Annotated in this window: 17 protein-coding genes and 1 pseudogene; 3 read left to right on the forward strand and 15 right to left on the reverse strand. The window is 71.5% G+C overall.

The features are described 5' to 3' along the window. Positions 1-11: 11 nt before the first annotated feature. Positions 12-974 carry a co-chaperone YbbN gene (locus ACSJD1_RS12845; protein WP_438855687.1) on the reverse strand — a complete coding sequence of 321 codons (963 nt, stop codon included), beginning with the start codon at positions 972-974 and terminating at the stop codon, positions 12-14. Continuing rightward, positions 971-2,860 (reverse strand): hypothetical protein, encoded by a 1,890-nt coding sequence (locus ACSJD1_RS12850; RefSeq protein ID WP_438855688.1) that lies wholly within the window; start codon positions 2,858-2,860, stop codon positions 971-973. Before ACSJD1_RS12850 ends, ACSJD1_RS12845 begins: the two co-directional genes overlap by 4 nt. Before the next feature lie 194 nt (positions 2,861-3,054). Here ACSJD1_RS12850 and ACSJD1_RS12855 point away from each other — a divergent pair, with 194 nt between their 5' ends. Together ACSJD1_RS12855 and ACSJD1_RS12860 are read left to right on the forward strand one after the other, a co-directional pair. Then, positions 3,055-4,662, forward strand: a complete 1,608-nt coding sequence (locus ACSJD1_RS12855; RefSeq protein WP_438855689.1) for a DivIVA domain-containing protein — start codon at positions 3,055-3,057, stop codon at positions 4,660-4,662. 23 nt (positions 4,663-4,685) lie between these two features. Continuing rightward, positions 4,686-5,750: an AI-2E family transporter gene (locus ACSJD1_RS12860; RefSeq protein ID WP_438855690.1), complete on the forward strand. Its 1,065-nt coding sequence runs from the start codon at positions 4,686-4,688 to the stop codon at positions 5,748-5,750. 38 nt (positions 5,751-5,788) lie between these two features. On the opposite strand, the gene ACSJD1_RS12865 is transcribed toward ACSJD1_RS12860, so the two are convergent. The 9 genes from ACSJD1_RS12865 to rpsB form a co-directional block, all read right to left on the reverse strand. After that, entirely contained in the window at positions 5,789-6,526 is a 738-nt protein-coding gene (locus ACSJD1_RS12865) for an alpha/beta hydrolase (protein WP_438855778.1), read from the reverse strand. A gap of 11 nt (positions 6,527-6,537) precedes the next feature. Then, a complete protein-coding gene (locus ACSJD1_RS12870) occupies positions 6,538-6,846 on the reverse strand; it encodes a hypothetical protein (RefSeq protein ID WP_438855691.1) in 309 nt (102 codons plus the stop codon). Positions 6,847-6,887: 41 nt separating this feature from the next. Next, a complete protein-coding gene (locus ACSJD1_RS12875; RefSeq protein ID WP_438855692.1) occupies positions 6,888-7,679 on the reverse strand; it encodes an aggregation-promoting factor C-terminal-like domain-containing protein in 792 nt (263 codons plus the stop codon). A 50-nt stretch (positions 7,680-7,729) separates the two neighbouring features. Further along, entirely contained in the window at positions 7,730-8,284 is a 555-nt protein-coding gene (locus tag ACSJD1_RS12880) for a DivIVA domain-containing protein (protein WP_438855693.1), read from the reverse strand. 41 nt (positions 8,285-8,325) lie between these two features. Further along, positions 8,326-9,309 carry a phosphatidate cytidylyltransferase gene (locus tag ACSJD1_RS12885; RefSeq protein ID WP_438855694.1) on the reverse strand — a complete coding sequence of 328 codons (984 nt, stop codon included), beginning with the start codon at positions 9,307-9,309 and terminating at the stop codon, positions 8,326-8,328. Between the two features lie 11 nt (positions 9,310-9,320). Next, entirely contained in the window at positions 9,321-9,875 is a 555-nt protein-coding gene (gene frr, locus ACSJD1_RS12890; protein WP_438855695.1) for a ribosome recycling factor, read from the reverse strand. A gap of 30 nt (positions 9,876-9,905) precedes the next feature. Continuing rightward, complete coding sequence (gene pyrH, locus ACSJD1_RS12895; protein ID WP_438855696.1) at positions 9,906-10,637, reverse strand: UMP kinase; 732 nt, start codon at positions 10,635-10,637, stop codon at positions 9,906-9,908. Positions 10,638-10,799: 162 nt separating this feature from the next. Then, a complete protein-coding gene (tsf, locus tag ACSJD1_RS12900; protein ID WP_438855697.1) occupies positions 10,800-11,630 on the reverse strand; it encodes a translation elongation factor Ts in 831 nt (276 codons plus the stop codon). A gap of 45 nt (positions 11,631-11,675) precedes the next feature. Then, positions 11,676-12,593 (reverse strand): 30S ribosomal protein S2, encoded by a 918-nt coding sequence (gene rpsB / locus ACSJD1_RS12905; protein WP_438855698.1) that lies wholly within the window; start codon positions 12,591-12,593, stop codon positions 11,676-11,678. Positions 12,594-12,865: 272 nt separating this feature from the next. On the opposite strand from rpsB, the gene ACSJD1_RS12910 reads away from it, so the two are divergent. Beyond that, the gene (locus ACSJD1_RS12910) at positions 12,866-13,438 is read left to right on the forward strand and encodes a murein hydrolase activator EnvC family protein (RefSeq protein WP_438855699.1); all 573 of its coding nucleotides are present in this window, start codon (positions 12,866-12,868) and stop codon (positions 13,436-13,438) included. A gap of 6 nt (positions 13,439-13,444) precedes the next feature. Here ACSJD1_RS12910 and ACSJD1_RS12915 read toward each other — a convergent pair whose 3' ends face one another. From ACSJD1_RS12915 to ACSJD1_RS12930, 4 genes and pseudogenes are all read right to left on the reverse strand, one after another. Further along, complete coding sequence (locus tag ACSJD1_RS12915) at positions 13,445-14,440, reverse strand: tyrosine recombinase XerC (protein WP_438855700.1); 996 nt, start codon at positions 14,438-14,440, stop codon at positions 13,445-13,447. After that, positions 14,433-15,353 carry a phosphodiesterase gene (locus ACSJD1_RS12920; RefSeq protein ID WP_438855701.1) on the reverse strand — a complete coding sequence of 307 codons (921 nt, stop codon included), beginning with the start codon at positions 15,351-15,353 and terminating at the stop codon, positions 14,433-14,435. The genes ACSJD1_RS12915 and ACSJD1_RS12920 overlap by 8 nt, the downstream gene beginning before the upstream one ends. A 49-nt stretch (positions 15,354-15,402) precedes the next feature. Next, on the reverse strand, positions 15,403-15,684 hold the full coding sequence (locus ACSJD1_RS12925; RefSeq protein ID WP_438855779.1) for a DprA-like winged helix domain-containing protein: 282 nt from the start codon (positions 15,682-15,684) through the stop codon (positions 15,403-15,405). A gap of 33 nt (positions 15,685-15,717) precedes the next feature. Further along, positions 15,718-15,891: pseudogene (locus ACSJD1_RS12930) on the reverse strand (DNA-processing protein DprA); the annotation flags it as partial. Positions 15,892-15,909 lie beyond the last annotated feature (18 nt).

The raw sequence follows: 15,909 nt of genomic DNA on the forward strand, positions 1-15,909 counted from the left end.
AGACCGGCCGCCTAGTAGAGCAGCATCGCGAGCCGGCGCCGCGCCGCGGCCACGCGCGGGTCGTCCACGCCGACCACCTGGAACAGCTCGAGCAGTCGCTCGCGCACCCGATTCCTCCCGTCGCCGTCGAGCGTCGGGAAGAGGTCGAGCAACCGGGCGAACGCGTCGTCGACGTGTCCGCCCGAGAGGTCGAGGTCGGCGACGTCGAGCTGCGCGTCGAGCTCCGCGGGTGAGGTCGCCGCCCGGTTCCTGATCTCGTCGAGGGTCTTGCCCTGCAGCCGCCCGAGGAGGTTCGCCTGCGCGAGTCCGGCGACGGCCAGGTCGTCGCGCGGGTCCTGCGCGATCGCGGTGCGGTAGGCGGATGCCGCCGCGTCGAAGTCGCCACGGCTGATCGCGTCGAACGCCTCCTGGTGCAGCGGTGGGAGCGGCTCGTCGACGGGCTCCTCCGGTGCATCCCCGCCCGCGGCATCGTCGTCGGCCGAGGGCACGCGCCCCGTCACGCCGTTGCGCTCGGCGACCTCGAGCAGCTGGTCGAACACCTGGTCGACGACCTCGTCGGGCTGCACGCCCTGGAACAGCGGAACCGGCTGTCCGGCGACGAGTGCGACCACCGTCGGGATCGCCTGCGCCTGCAGCGCCTGCACGAGCTGCGGGCTGCGGTCGGCGTCGGCGGGGGCGAGCACGAGTCGCCCCTCGCGCGCGTTCACGAGTCGCTCGAGCGATGCGACCAACTGCGTGGACTGCTCGCTCCACGACGCCCACAGGGCGAGGACGACGGGAACCGAGCGCGAGAGCTCGAGCACCTGGCCGAAGCTCTGGTCGTCGACCGCGGCGACGTAGCCGGTCGGACCTCCGCCGTCGGGCGTCGCGGCCGAGGCATCCGTCGTCCGGCGCTCGTCGCGGTGGACGAGCGAGGACAGGTCGACCGCGCCGCGCAGGCTCGCGGGCTCGTGGGGCGGGAACGCGTTCGTCACTTGACCTCCGATGCGCCGATCAGGGATTCGGACCAGCCCAGCAGTCGGATCTGCTCATCGGATCCGACCGCCGGGACGTAGAACATGAGCTGGATGCCGATGACGCGCTGGACGCCCTTGGCGCTCTTGTCGTCGAAGCCGGAGAGCGCGGCGCCGGGCTGGCCCTCCTTGAAGCCGATGGTGCCGCCGTCGTTCGGCGTGACCTTCTCGGTCTGCGTGATCGAGACCGTCACGAGTGCGCCGGAGTCGTTCGTGGCGAGCGCGACCGTCGGGCTGTCGCCCGGTTGGTTCGAGAATGCGACGTCGGCGGTGTCGGGAAGGTCGTCGGCGATGGTCTTCTGCCCCTCGACGCCGAGCTGCTGCCGGATGACATCACCCTCGGGGTCGAAGAACTGGGCGTACTCCGATTCGTCGCCCTTCAGCAGCACGTCGGCGTAGGCCGGCGCCACCTGTCCGGTCGGCATCACGAGGCCCTTGAACTCGGGGTTGATCGGCGGCGCACCGATGGAGGCCGGCGCGACCTCGGGCACGTCGGCGTCGGGAACGAGCGCCGTCGCATAGAGGACCTTGTAGTTCTCGCGCGGGGACTCCTGGCGCAGGACCAGGGCGGTCGGGGCGATGGTCTCGTCGTCGTTGTTCTTGGCGATCGTGAGCACGGTCCTCGGCCAGCCGGTCGCCTGCTGCGGAAGGGTCAGGGTCAGCGGCGCGGCGGGGATCGCGGGCAGTGCCGCCTGGTCGGGCAGCGACTTGCGGATCGCGTAGTTCGCCTTCCGCGCCTCGTACGCGGGGCCCGTGAACCGCTCGGCCAGTTGCTCTGCGTCGGCTGCGGCGTCCACCTCGGTCGTGAAGACCGCGACACGACGCATGATGCGTTCCATCTGGGGCACCGTCACGGCCGGCACCACCGCCGGCGCCGCCGGCTCAGCCGGCTCGGCTGCTTCGCCGTCGCCCTCCGCCGCAGTCTCGACCGGGGTGGCCGGGGCGGTCGTCTCGGGCGCCGACGACAGGTCGGGCCAGTAGTCCGAGGAGCAGGCCGACAGGGCGATGGCCGGTACGAGGAGCACCGGCAGGAGCACGATGCGCTTCGCGCGGCCGGCCGAGCGGCTCGGGCCGGCCGAGCCGAGCGAGGCGCGCTGCGACCGGGGCGGACGAGGTGCGCGCATGAGCTTGCCCCTCGGGCCCTTCGGGAGGTTGCGTCGCGGTCCACGGGACCGCCGGTGCGCCAGGACGCCGGAGATGACGAGGATGATGCCGATGAGGAAGAGCAGCGCGCCGCCGGCGATCAGCGGGCCGGCCCAAGGCGTGGCGTTGTCGAGCGGCCAGGCGACGACGATGCGACCCGGCGCGGGGGCCGTGCCGTCTGACGAGACCAGGACCGTGATCCCCTCGGGCACGTCGACCGTGGTGGTCAGGGTGCGGTCGCCGGTGAACTCGTCGAGCCAGAGGTCGCTGCCGGCCGGCGACGCCGCGGGGTCGGGCTCCGCCTCGGCGGCCTCGGGGTCATCCGTCGCCGCCGGCTCGTCGGTCGTCGGGGCAACCGGGGTGTTGTCGTCGACGGGCTGCGCCACGACCACCTCGCTCGTGAACTCGCCGGCCTCGCCGTCGTAGCCGACCGACACGTAAGGGTCGTCGCCGATCCAGCTCAAGACGTCGTCGGTGCGCCCGTACGCCAGATGCACGGGGCCGCCGCCGGAGACCGTGATGGTCTGCTTCCCGGGGTTCGCTGCGAGCGCCTCCGGCGTGAGCACCGTGTAGCTCGCCTGGTTCTCGACCACCGTTCCGAGCGACACCTTGTCGGGCTCGAGGAAGACGGTTCGTTGGGCGATGCCGATGCCGACCAGCACGGCGGCAGCAGCGAACGCCAGAATGGCGAGGACGAAGCGCACTCGGGTTACCTCCAGGCCGCCCGCGGCGGCATCCGACAAAGACACCCCACACTACCGACGCAGTCTGGGAGTCTCCTAACCGATGTCTGGGTGACATCGGCCTCCAAGCGGCCGGCGCCGGGCCGTATGATCAGAGGCGACCCGCGCGCCCCCACAACCCCCCACAACGCGGGACACGGACCCCGGAGGAAGAATTGGCCGTCGAAGAGACCGAGTTCACGCAGGTGTTCCGCGGATACGACAAGGACGAGGTCGACCGCAGCATCAACCAGCTCCGCCGCGAGATCATCTCGGCGAACAACGCGTCCGGCGACGTGCAGAAGGAGAACAAGCGCCTTCTCGCTCGCATCGAGGAGCTCACCGCCGAGCTCGAGGAGGTCGGCAGCCCGACGTTCTCCGGCCTCGGCACGAAGCTCGAGAACACGCTGCGCGTCGCCGAGGAGCAGTCGACGCGCCTGATCGCCCAGGCCGACATCGATGCCGAGAAGCTGCGACGCGCGGCCGAGGACGAGGCGCACCTCATGCGTTCGGACGCGCACGAGCTCGCCGAGCGGACGCTGAGCGAGGCGCGCGCGCAGGCGAACCGCCTGCTCGAGAACGCGCGCGCCGAGGCCGACGACATGGTCGCCCGCGCGCACGAGTCGAGCGAGCAGGTGCGCGACGACGCCAACCGCGATGCGGCGTCGATCCGGGGAACGGCGTCGACCGAGGCAGCCGAGGCCCGCGCGACCGCGAAGCGCGAGTCGGCGGCCGTCGTCGCCGAGGCGGAGCGGAAGGCCGCGGAGATGCTGGTCGCCGCCAACACCGAGGCGAACGAGGCACGTGCCGCGGCGGCAGGACTCCAGGAGGAGACCGAGCAGACCCGCGCGGAGGTCGCGGTCGAGCTCGACCAGAAGCGTGCGGAGCTCGCCAAGGAGACCGAGCAGGCCCGTATCGACCTCGCCGCGGAGACCGAGCAGGCCCGTCTCGACCTCGAGCGCGAGAGCGCCGAGGCGCGTGCCGCGCTCGACGCCGAGATCGAGGAGAGCCGTGCCGCGCTCGCGCACGAGCTCGAGCAGGCGCGCACCGACCTCGACCGCGAGCTCGAGGCCGACCGCGTGAAGCTCGCGCAGGAGCGCGAGCAGGTCGCGGTCGACCTGGAGCGCGAGTCGGAGACCGCCCGCCTCAAGCTGCAGCACGAGCTCGACCGCATCCGTGCCAAGCACGCCGCCGAGCTCGAGCAGATGCGAGCCGACCTCGCCCTCGAGCAGGAGCAGGCGCGCGCGGACTTCGAGGCCGAGGCGGAGCAGGCGCGTATCGACCTCGACAACCAGCTGACCTCGATGAAGAAGAAGACGACGCACGAGGTCGACCGGATGCGGCGCGAGATCGAGCGTGCCCGCATGGACCTCGACGTCGAGCTCGCGACCAAGCGCGACGAGGCCGAGCAGGAGCTCCTCGCGGCCCAGCAGCAGGCCGCCGACCAGACCAAGAAGTTCCTCGAGGACTCCAACGCCGAGCTCGCCGAGGCCGTCGCCCGCACCTCGGAGGCCCGCGCCGAGGCCGAGCGCCTCGAGACCGAGGCACGGACCGAGATCGCCGACGCCCGCGACCGGGCCGACGAGGAGGCGCGCGAGCGCGTCGCCGCGGCGCACTCGCAGGCACGCAAGCTCATCGCCGACGCCGAGGAGCGCACGCGCGCCCTCGTGGCGGACGCCGAGGATCGCCTGGCCCAGATTAGGATCGAGCGAGACGCCGTCGCCGGCTACTTCGAGAGCCTGCGCGGCGTGCTGACCCAGGCGGAGCAGGTGGCGAACAAGTAGCGCGAGACGAAGGAGCGCGGGGATTGAAGATCCAGAACGCGTTCCGCATCGCGCTCGTCGGCACGCTCGGCGTCGGCACCGGACTCCTCATCCTGTCCGCGGTATCGAGCCTGTCGACGATCCTCACCTACATCGGAGCAGCACTGTTCCTGGCCCTCGGCCTCGGGCCCCCCGGGCGCGGGCCCGCGCGCCGGGGGCGTCCGCGTTGGGGCGCCCTCCGGCACGTCCTCGCCGGGGTCGCGGCGGTCGTCGCCGCGCTGCTCATCGCGGTGATCCCGATCATCGTCGACCAGGTCGCCGAGCTCATCGCGCAGATCCCGGGGATCATCGCGCAGATCAACCGCGTGGACTGGATCGCGTGGCTGCAGGAGCAGTTCCCCCTGCTCCTCATCGACGAGATCAGCCAGCAGGCGGGCGCAGCGCTCACCGACTTCTTCACCAACCCGAACCGGCTGAGCGAGCTGCTGGGCGGCGTCTGGGCGGTCGCGATCGCGATCGGCGGCGGGGTGTTCGCGGTGATCGTGGTCGCGGTCCTCACGATCTACTTCACGGCGTCGCTCGATGCGATGAAGCGGGCCACGTACCAGCTCATCCCCGCCTCGCGCCGCGCACGGTTCGCCGACCTGACGGAGCAGATCACGCAGTCCGTCGGCCGCTACGTCATCGGGCAGGTCTCGCTCGCGGCCGTCAACGGCTTCCTGAGCTTCACGTTCCTCTCGATCATCCGGGCGCCGTTCCCCGCCGTGCTCGCCTTCATCGCGTTCCTGTTCTCGCTCGTGCCCCTCGTGGGCACGCTCACGGGTTCCGTGATCATCGTGCTGCTCTGCCTCATCCCGGGGCTCGGGTCGCCGCTCACCGCGCTCGTCGCGGCCATCTACTACCTGGTCTACATGCAGGTCGAGGCGTACGTGCTCTCACCGCGCATCATGAGTCGTGCGGTCAAGGTGCCCGGGGCGCTCGTCGTCGTCGCCGCGCTCGCGGGCGGGGCACTGCTCGGGATCCTCGGGGCGCTCGTGGCGATCCCGATCGCCGCAGCGATCCTGCTCATCATCAAGCAGGTGGTCATCCCCCGCCAGAACGAACGCTGACCGGCGACGGAGCGCGGACGCGGCGGCGCCGTGCCGCCTCAGGCCTCCGGCGTCGAGACGGATGCCGTGGGCCACTCGGTCGGCAGCGGCAGCGCCGCGGGGTTCACCGCCCGCACGATCTCGTCCAGCACACGGCGCGTCTGCGACTCCCCCACCCAGAGGTGCTTGCCGCCCTCGACGTCGATGCGCGTCAGGTTCGGCAGTCCGGCGAACCGCTCGGCCGCATCGGCGGGCTTGAGGTAGTCGTCGTGCTCGGGGATCAGTGCCACGACGGGCACCGGCGCGGAGCGCCACCGAGCGAGCTCCTCGTCGCTGGTTCGGTGCAGCGGCGGCGAGAGCAGGATCGCGCCCGCGATGCCGTGCTCGAGCCCGTACTTCAGGGCCAGCTCGGTCCCGAACGACCAGCCGACGAGCCAGGGGTTCGGCAGGCTCCGTTCCGCGACGAAGCGCATCGCTGCGGCGACATCCGCTCGCTCGCTGACGCCGTGGCCGAACTCGCCGTCGCTCGTGCCGCGCACCGAACTGGTGCCGCGCGTGTTGAAGCGGAGCACCGCCAGGTCGGCGAGGGCGGGCAGTCGAGCTGCGGCCTTCCGCAGGATGTGCGAGTCCATGAATCCGCCGGCGGTGGGCAGCGGATGCAGCGTCACGAGCGTCGCCACCGGGGCCCGGTCGAGCGGCATCGCGAGCTCGCCGACGAGGCGAAGCCCGTCGTCGGTGCGGAGCTCGATCTCCTCGCGGCGCGCCGGCAGCAGGGCTCCGGCACGGATCTCGGTCATGGTGTCGTCGCTCACGTCGGTCCGATCCTCCAGCAGTGGGTGTGCCAGTGCCGCCGCGAGGCGAGGTCGGCGGCATCACCGAGGACGCCGTCGGCGCGCCACGCCACGAGGTGTGCGACACCGGGGTCGATCTCGAGCCCGCAGCCCGGGCACAGGTAGGGCTTCACGGCCTGCGCCTCGGAGACGGGCTGCACGTTCCATTCACGGCCGGCCCGCACCTCGGTCCGTCGCCATCCGGCGGTCATCCGCGCGACGTCGAGCTCCGGATGCGGCTCGCGCGCCTTCGCGGCGCGACCACGGGAGCGGTGCGAACGGGCCATCGGTCCAGTCTAGGGTCGAGGTCGGACTCGGTGATCCGGACTCAGTACCAACCGACGCTCTGCGAGTGCGCCCACGCGCCGCACGGCGTGCCGTAGCGTCCTTGGATGTAGCCGAGGCCCCACTCGATCTGGGTCGCCGCGTTGGTCTCCCAATCGGCGCCGGCCGTGGCCATCTTCGACCCGGGAAGCGCCTGGGGGATGCCGTATGCGCCGCTCGAGGCGTTGTAGGCGTTCACGCGCCAACCGGACTCCTTGTTCCAGAGCGCCACGAGGCAGTCGAACTCGGTCGTCGGCCAGCCGCGCGCGGCGACCGCCTGCGCGCCGTACGCCTGCGCACTGCCCGGATCAGGCACCACCGCGGGCGGCGCCCAGCCGGCGGCGGACGCGGGCTCGGGCTCCGGTTCGGGCTTCGCCTCGACCACGTAACCCTCGGAAGCCACCGCGAGCGAGGAGTACCCGTCGGCCAGCTCGACCTCCTGCGCGGCCTCGCCGCCGAACCGGTCGACCGGGACGTAGGTCGAGGTGGCCGTCGCGCCCGAGTACGGATCGACGACGTTGACCAGCAGGAAGCCGACGGACGCCGCGAACGCGAACACCACGGTGGCCGCCTGCTTGACCGGGCCGGCCACGCTGCCGCGCTGGACGGGTCGAACCGTCGCGGTCGTGCCGGGCCGAGCCGCGCGGCGGCTCACGGGTCGGGCCACGGACCGCGCCCCGCGCGCCTCCTCGGGCCGCCGACGAGGTCGCAGCCCCGCGGCGGCGTCATCGCGCGCCCATCGTTCCCGGACGGCATCCATCGGCATGTCCTCGTCGTCGTCCGAATGCCTGCTCACGATTGGTCGAGTGTAACGGAGGGAATCCCCCCGGTCGAACGCCGGGCCGCTCAACGGACCGCGAGCATCACGTCGACGACGGCATCGAGGACCAGGTCGACCTGGGCCTCCCGGTAGCCGCCTCGCTGGGGCGAGAACACGACGGCGCGGACGTCGTCGATCGCGACCGGCCATCCGTCTCGGAAGTACCGCGTGAGTCGGTCGGCGAACGCGTCGACCTCGTGCACGTCGTAGCCCACTGCGAGCCAGCTGAGGCGCTCGAAACGGGCGCCCTCGGGCCTGGCGAGGCGGTTCGCGACCACCTGCGCGGTCGTGCGGGCCTCGGCGAGCCACGCCTCGTCGCCGTGCAGCCGGGACGCGATCTGCCGCTCGCGGAACGCGAAGGCGTCCTCCAGCCGCTCCATGGCCGCGTCGACGTGGGAGGTCGAGTAGCCGCCCTTCTGCATCGAGAACGCGGTCAGCCTGATCCGCTCGGCGTCGAGACCCTGGTCGTCGGGGTCGGGGCGGCCGTCGTAGGCGCGACGGGCGCGCTGGAGGAAGTCCTCGACCTCGGCGGTCTTGTAGCCCAGCTGATTCTTGCGGGCCCGGGGGAACGTGGCATCCACCGCACCAGTATCGCGCACGCGCGGAGGTTCCTCGCGCAGGGTCACGAGAAGATCTGGAACGCGACGAACGCGACGGCGGCCGAGGGGAGGATCGAGTCGAGCCGATCGAGGAAGCCTCCGTGACCCGGCAGCCACGAGCTCATGTCCTTGATGCCGAGGTCGCGCTTGATGAGCGATTCGGCGAGGTCGCCGAGCGTCGCCGAGAGGAAGATGGCGGCACCGAAGATCAGGCCGAACCACCACGGCTGCCCGAGCATGAACAGCGCGAGCAGGACGCCCGCGAGCAGGCTCGCGAGCGCACCGCCCGCGAATCCCTCCCACGTCTTCTTCGGGCTGATGACGGGCGCCATCGGATGCCGCCCGAACGCGAGGCCCGACGCGTACGCTCCGGTGTCCGCCGCCACCGCGGTGATGATGAACGCCAGCGTCCACCATTGCCCGCCGTCGGCGGCCGTGAGCACCACGGCGAACGTCGCGAGGAAGGTGACGTAGCCCTGTACGAACACGCCCGCCCCGAGATCGCGCACGATGCCCGAGGACTCGGCGCGGACGCTCGGGGAGGCCTGCTCGGCCAGCCGCCAGAGCACCACGAGCGCCATCCCGCCGAGGACCGCGACGAACTGCCCGGCCGGGCCGCCGTAGTACGCCAGGGGCACGGCGACGACCGCTGCGATCACGGTCGGGATCCGCGGCACCCGGTACCGCCCGTGCTTCAGGGCCGCCGCGAGCTCGGAGCTGGAGAACCCGGCCACCACGACCGCGAACACCATGAACAGCTCCTTGAACACCAGCAGGCTGAGCAGCAGGGTGCCCCCGAACGCCAGTCCGATCAGGATGGCGAGCAGGAGGTTCCGACCGGTTCGCGCGTTGATGCGCTCCTGCGCCTCGTCGAACTGCGCACGGGACGCCTCGAACTGGCGCTCGAGGTCGACGCGCCGTGCATGCATCTGCGCGCGGAGCTCGTCACGCGTCGAATGACGCTGGTCGTCGTCGTCCGACCGTTCCCCGTCAGGGACGCCCGTCATCGTGTGGCCCCTCAGACCTCGAGGAGTTCGGCTTCCTTGCGCTTCAGCGCCTCGTCGATCTGGTCGACGTGGGACTTGGTGACGTGCTCGAGCTCCTTCTCGCCACGAACCACCTCGTCGTCGCCGACCTCGCCCTTGAGGGCCTCGAGGTCGTCCTTCGCCTTGCGACGGATGTTGCGGACCGACACCCTCGCGTCCTCCGCCTTCGAGCGCACGATCTTGACGAACTCCTTGCGGCGTTCCTCGGTGAGCTCGGGCAGGGTGACGCGGATGATGTTGCCGTCGTTGGACGGGTTCGCCCCGAGGTTGGGCGTGTCGCGGATCGCCTGCTCGATGTCCTTCATCGCGGACTTGTCGTACGGGGTGACGATGAGCGTGCGCGCCTCGGGGTTCGCGAGCGAGGCGAGCTGGGCGAGCGGCGTCGGCGTGCCGTAGTAGCTCACCATGATCTTCTGGAAGAGCTGCGGGTTGGCGCGGCCGGTGCGGACGGAGGCGAAGTCGTCCTTGGCGACCTCCACGGCCTTCTGCATGCGCGTGCTGGCTTCGGACAGTACATCCGCGATCACGGGGACTCCTTCTCTCGGGCTCGGGACAGTCTATCGATCGGTGGTCGGCTCGCCGTTGCTGACCACGGTGCCGAGTTCGGCGCCGAGGATCGCCTTCGTCACGTTGCCCGCGGGCTCCATGCCGAACACCTGCATCGGCATGCCGTTGTCCATGCAGAGGCTGAACGCCGTCGAGTCGACGACCTTGAGTCCACGCTGCAGCGCTTCCTGGTAGCTGATGCGGTCGATCTTGTGGGCGTCGGGGTTGGTGCGCGGGTCGTCGGAGTAGACGCCGTCGACGCCGTTCTTCGCGACGAGCACCACCTCGGCGCCGATCTCGAGCGCGCGCTGCGCGGCGACCGTGTCCGTCGAGAAGTACGGGAGACCGGCACCGGCGCCGAAGATGACGACGCGGCCCTTTTCGAGATGGCGCTCGGCGCGACGGGGGATGTAGGGCTCGGCGACCTGGGTCATCGAGATGGCCGACTGGACGCGGGTCTCGGCCCCCGCCTGCTCGAGGAAGTCCTGGAGGGCGAGCGAGTTCATGACCGTGCCGAGCATGCCCATGTAGTCGGCGCGACCGCGGTCCATGCCGCGCTGGCTGAGCTCCGCGCCGCGGAAGAAGTTGCCGCCGCCGACCACGATCGCGACCTCGACGGTTCGAGCCGCATCGGCGATCTCGCGGGCCAGCGAGCTGACGACGTCGGGGTTGACCCCGAGTGCGCCGCCGCCGAACGCCTCGCCCGACAGCTTGAGCAGCACCCTGCGCGTGTGTTCCGTCATCCCCGACCGATCCTTCCCCTCTGGGAGTCAAAACTAGTGGTTCCGGGCCGTCCGCGCAGTGCGGTCGGTCCCGCGCCGTGTCCGAGCGGCGCGTCGCGCCAGGTCCGGACACAGCAAAGGAGCCCGGACCGCGCGATGCGGTCCGGACTCCCCTGGCACGTGTTACGCGCCGACCTTGAAGCGAGCGAAGTCGCTCACGGTGAGACCGGCGTCCTGCACGACCTTGCTGACGGACAGCTTGTTGTCCTTCGCGTAGTCCTGCTCGAGCAGCGCGACCTGCTTGAAGAACGCGCCGAGGCGACCCTCGACGATCTTCGGGAGGGCGGCCTCGGGCTTGCCCTCCTCGCGGGTGATCTGCTCGACGAGCGCGCGCTCCTTCTCGACCGCCTCGGCCGGGACGTCCTCACGAGTGAGGTACTCCGGCGCGGCGAACGAGATGTGCTGCGCGATGGAGCGCGCGGTCTCCGCGTCGTCGCCCGCGTAGCCGAGGACCACGCCGACCTGCGGGGGCAGGTCCTTCGAGGTCTTGTGGAGGTAGATCGAGAAGTGCTCGCCCTTCACGAGGCGGACGCGACGGAGCTCGACCTTCTCGCCGAGGATCGCGGCCTCGCCGTCGATGAGCTCGGCGACGGTTCCCGACTCGGCCGGCGCGGCCAGTGCGGCCTCGACGGTGTCGGCGCGGGCGGCGGCCACGGCCGCGAGCACGCGGTCGGCGAGGCCGACGAACTTGTCGCCCTTGGCGACGAAGTCGGTCTCGCATGCGAGCTCGATGAGGGTCGCGGTGCCGTCGCCGTTGTCGGCGGCGGCGACGAGGCCCTCGGAGGTCGAGCGGTCGGCGCGCTTGGCGTTGCCCTTGGCACCCTTGAGGCGGAGGATCTCCGTCGCCTTCTCGATGTCGCCGTCGGCCTCGACGAGCGCGTTCTTGGTGTCGGTCATGCCAGTTCCGAGCTGCTCGCGGAGCGCCTTGATGTCGGCGATGCTGACGTTGGCCATGTGGAATGGACTCCCTGTCGTTTCGGAGTGGGTGGGGGTGCCGACTTACTCGGCGGCAGCGGCGCCCGCGGCGTCGGCCTCGGACTCGGTCGCAGCGACCTCGGTGGCCGCCTCGTCGACGACCTCAGCGGCCTCGGCCTTCGCCTCGGTCTTCGACTCGGCGACCTTCTCGGTCTCGGCGGAGGCCTGCTCGGGGGTGGTCTCCGAGCCGGCGTTCAGGAGCTCCTGCTCCCACTCGGCCAGCGGCTCCGCCTCTTCGCCCTCCTCGGGCTTCTGGTGGCGCTGGATGAGGCCCTCGGCCGCGGCGTCGGCGACGATGCGGGTGAGCAGGCTCACCGAGCGGATGGCGTCGTCGTTGCCCGGGATCGGGTACTGGACCTCGTCGGGGTCGCAGTTGGTGTCGAGGATGCCGATGACGGGGATGCCGAGCTTCTTGGCCTCGTCGATCGCCAGGTGCTCCTTCTTGGTGTCCACGACCCAGAGCGCCGACGGCGTCTTCGAGAGGTTGCGGATGCCGCCGAGCGACTTGTGCAGCTTGTCGAGCTCGCGCTTCTTGAGGAGGAGCTCCTTCTTGGTGAAGCCCGAGGTGGTGCCCTCGAAGTCCAGCTCCTCGAGCTCCTTCATGCGCGCGAGGCGCTTGGAGACCGTCGAGAAGTTCGTGAGGAGGCCGCCGAGCCAGCGCTGGTTGACGTACGGCTGGCCGACGCGGGTGGCCTGCTCGGCGATCGACTCCTGCGCCTGCTTCTTGGTGCCGACGAAGAGGATGGTGCCGCCGTGGGCGACCGTCTCCTTGACGAAGTCGTAGGCCTTGTCGATGTAGGCGAGCGACTGCTGGAGGTCGATGATGTAGATGCCGGAACGCTCGGTGAAGATGAAGCGCTTCATCTTCGGGTTCCAACGGCGGGTCTGGTGCCCGAAGTGCACGCCGCTGTCGAGCAGCTGGCGAATGGTGACGACGGCCATGGCCGTACTCCTTCTGTTCTCAGTTGATGCCCCGACCGGCGGTCGGAAGCCCTGGTGCCCGGCACGGCTCCGCCGGCTCGCGCTGCGAGCGGGACTGAAAGGAGTCGGTGGCCGAATGGGCACGCGTAGTCGCCCCGACAGGCGGGGCGCTCCGGCCATGCTATCACGCGGCGGGTGCGCGACCCTTCCTCACCAGCGTCGGCCGAGCGGGCGATACGCACTCACTCGACCGAGCCGCCGATGAGCGGATGCCACGGCGGCACGCTCGATGCATGCGCCGCTCCCCCGTCCCCGGCCCGGCCGTCGCTGCGGGCGTCGCCGGCATGCTCGCCGCCCTCGTCGTGGTCCTCGCCTCGCCCGGATCGGCCGCGGCGTCGACCGTCGCCGAGGCGACACCGAGCGCGCACGCCGCCACGCGGGTCGAGGGGCCCGCGGATCGCTGGGTCTGGCCGGTCGGCCCGCCCGTCCTCGTCGTCGCGCCGTTCCGCGCCCCGCCGACGCCGTACTCGGCGGGGCACCGCGGGATCGACCTCGCCGTCGTGCCGGGCACCGCGGTCGTGGCGGCGGCACCGGGCACGGTCTCGTTCGCCGGCCCCGTCGCCGGCCGCGGGGTGCTCTCGATCGACCACGGCGACGGCGTCGTCAGCTCGATCGAGCCGGTCGACGCCGTCGTGACGACCGGCGTTCGGGTGGGGGCGGGCGAGACGGTCGCGACCGTCGCGACCGGCGGTCACTGCGCGGACCGGTGCGTCCACCTCGGCGTCCGGGTGCACGGCGAGTACGTGTCGCCCCTGCGGTGGTTCGGCGGCGTGCCTCGCGCCGTGCTCCTCCCGACGACGGGATGAACCCCGTCAGGCCCGCGGGTGCGCGGTCCGGTAGGTCTGCTTGAGGCGCTCGGCCGAGACGTGCGTGTAGATCTGCGTCGTGCCGAGGCTCGCATGCCCGAGGAACTCCTGCACGGCACGCAGGTCGGCACCGCCGTCGAGCAGGTGGGTCGCCGCGCTGTGCCGGAAGGCGTGCGGCCCGACCGGACCGGATCCCGGCAGTTCGGCGAGGAGCCCGGCGACGAGGCGGTGCACGCCCCGGACGCCGAGGCGCGCCCCGCGGACGCCCACGAAGAGCGCCCGTCCCTCGGGCGCGGCGGCCGGAGCGCCGTCACCGGACGAAGCACGGAGCAGCGCCGGCCGTGCCGTCGCGAGGTACCGCTCGACCGCGGCGGCGGCGGGTGCGCCGTACGGCACCACACGCTCCTTCGACCCCTTGCCGGTGACGCGGACCGTCCGGTTGCCGCGATCCACGTCGTCGACGTCGAGCCCGACGAGCTCGGAGACGCGGAGCCCGCAGGCGTAGAGCAGTTCGACCACGGCGAGATCGCGGACCGGCACCGGTTCGCCCGTCGCCGCTCGAAGCTGCATGCCGTCGAGCAGGGTCGCGACGGCTGGTGCACCGACGACGCGGGGCAGCGTGCGCTTGGCTCGCGGCGCGCGCAGCCGCGCGGCCGGATCTGCAGGAAGCACGCCGGTGCGTTCGAGCCAGGCGCAGAATCCCCGGGCGGAAGCCGCACGCCGAGCGAGGGTCGTGCGTTCGAGCCCGCGTTCGGTCGCCGCCCAGAGCCAATCCCGGAGCAGGTCGAGGTCGACTTCGTCGACGCGCGTCACGGCTCGCTCCTCCGCGAACCGCGTCAGGTCGGCCAGGTCGGACGCGTAGGCCGTGGCGGTGTGCTCCGAATAGCCGCGCTCGAGGCGGACGTGCTCGAGGTAGGCGCCCACGGCGGCATCCATGCCGGTCGACCGGCCGGCGACGGCCGACGGGGTGGTGGACGAACCGATCCGTGCGGGTTCAACCATCTGTCACCCACTCGCGCTTGCGCGAGAAGCGATCGAGGCGTCCCTCCTCGTCGAGCGCCTCGACCTCGGCCAGGAACTGCTCGCCGAAGCTGGTGATCTCGCCGAACGCTCCGACCGGGACCACCGAGGTCACGACCGCGTCGTCGAAGCAGTGCACGAGGGAGAACGACCTCCCGCCGTCGATGCCGACGAGGTGCCGAGCCGGCGCGGAGAGGTCCATCGTGTACGCCAGCGAGCCGGCGACGGAGACGGGGACCCCTGCGAAGGAACCCTGCGTCGGGTAGTGGAGGTGGCCGCCGAGGATGGCGCGGACGTCGCGGTCGCGGAGCACCTCGGCGAGCTCGTCCTGCCTGCGGAGTTCGAGCACGTCCATCAACGCCAGCGGCGTGGCGATCGGTGCGTGGTGCAGCGCGAGGATCGTGCCGTTCGGAGCCGGCTCCGAGAGCACCGCGTCGAGCCAGTCGAGGGTCTCCGACTCGAGGATGCCGTGGTGGTAGCCGGGCACGCTCGAGTCGACGGTGACGATGCGGAGTCCGCCGAGGTCGATCACCTGGTTCACGGGGCCCTCGTCGCCGCTGTCGTCGTCGAGCAGCACTCGGCGGAACGGCTCGCGCTCGTCGTGATTGCCCATGACCCAGATCAGCCGCGCACCCGTCACCTCGGCGACGGGCTCGAGCGTGCTGCGGACGCGGCGATACGCGTCCTCCTCGCCGAGGTCGGCGACGTCGCCGCTGACGAGGATCGCGTCGAGACCGCCGACCATCCGGGAGAGCTGGTGGGCCGCGCGGTCGAGGTTGGTGACGGTGTCCGCGCGTCCGCCGAGCGGCGCGCCGCCCTCGAGGAGGTGCGTGTCGCTGAGGTGCGCGATCACGTGACGTGCCGCGGGGTACCTGCCGAGTCGAGGGTGATCCATGTGTACCTCCGCGGCCAGCCTAGAACCACCGTCCACGTGAAGCCGAGCCTCAATCGGGGGGTCGTCGAACCCAGCCCTCGCCGGAGCGGGCTGCGAGACTCGTGGCGTCGAGCGCTCCCAGTGCCCCCATGACCGCCCCTGGTGCCAGGCCCGTCTCCCGGACGAGCTCGCCGATGCCGCGTCGTCGCCTGATGCCGAGCGCGTCGAGCACCCGCCGCTCGGCCGAGGTCAGCACTTCGAGCGCGCGCGGCGGCGACGCCCCGGTCGGTGCGTCGCCAGGGCCGCCGAGTGGATCTGCGCCCCCGCCCGCCGTCGCCACGAGCTCGGCCATCTGCGCGGCGTCCGTCACGCACACGGCGTCGAACTCTCGCAACAGGCGATGGCATCCGGCTGAGGCGGGGCTCGTGACCGGTCCGGGCACCGCCCCGAGCGGACGCCCGAGCGCCGCCGCGTGACCGGCCGTGTTCAGCGAACCCGATCGCATCCCCGCCTCGAGCACGACGGTCGCCTGGGATGCGGCCGCGATCAAGCGGTTCCGCTGGAGGAACCTACGCTA

The organism is Agromyces excoecariae (genome assembly GCF_051715505.1).
Classification (GTDB): domain Bacteria; phylum Actinomycetota; class Actinomycetes; order Actinomycetales; family Microbacteriaceae; genus Agromyces.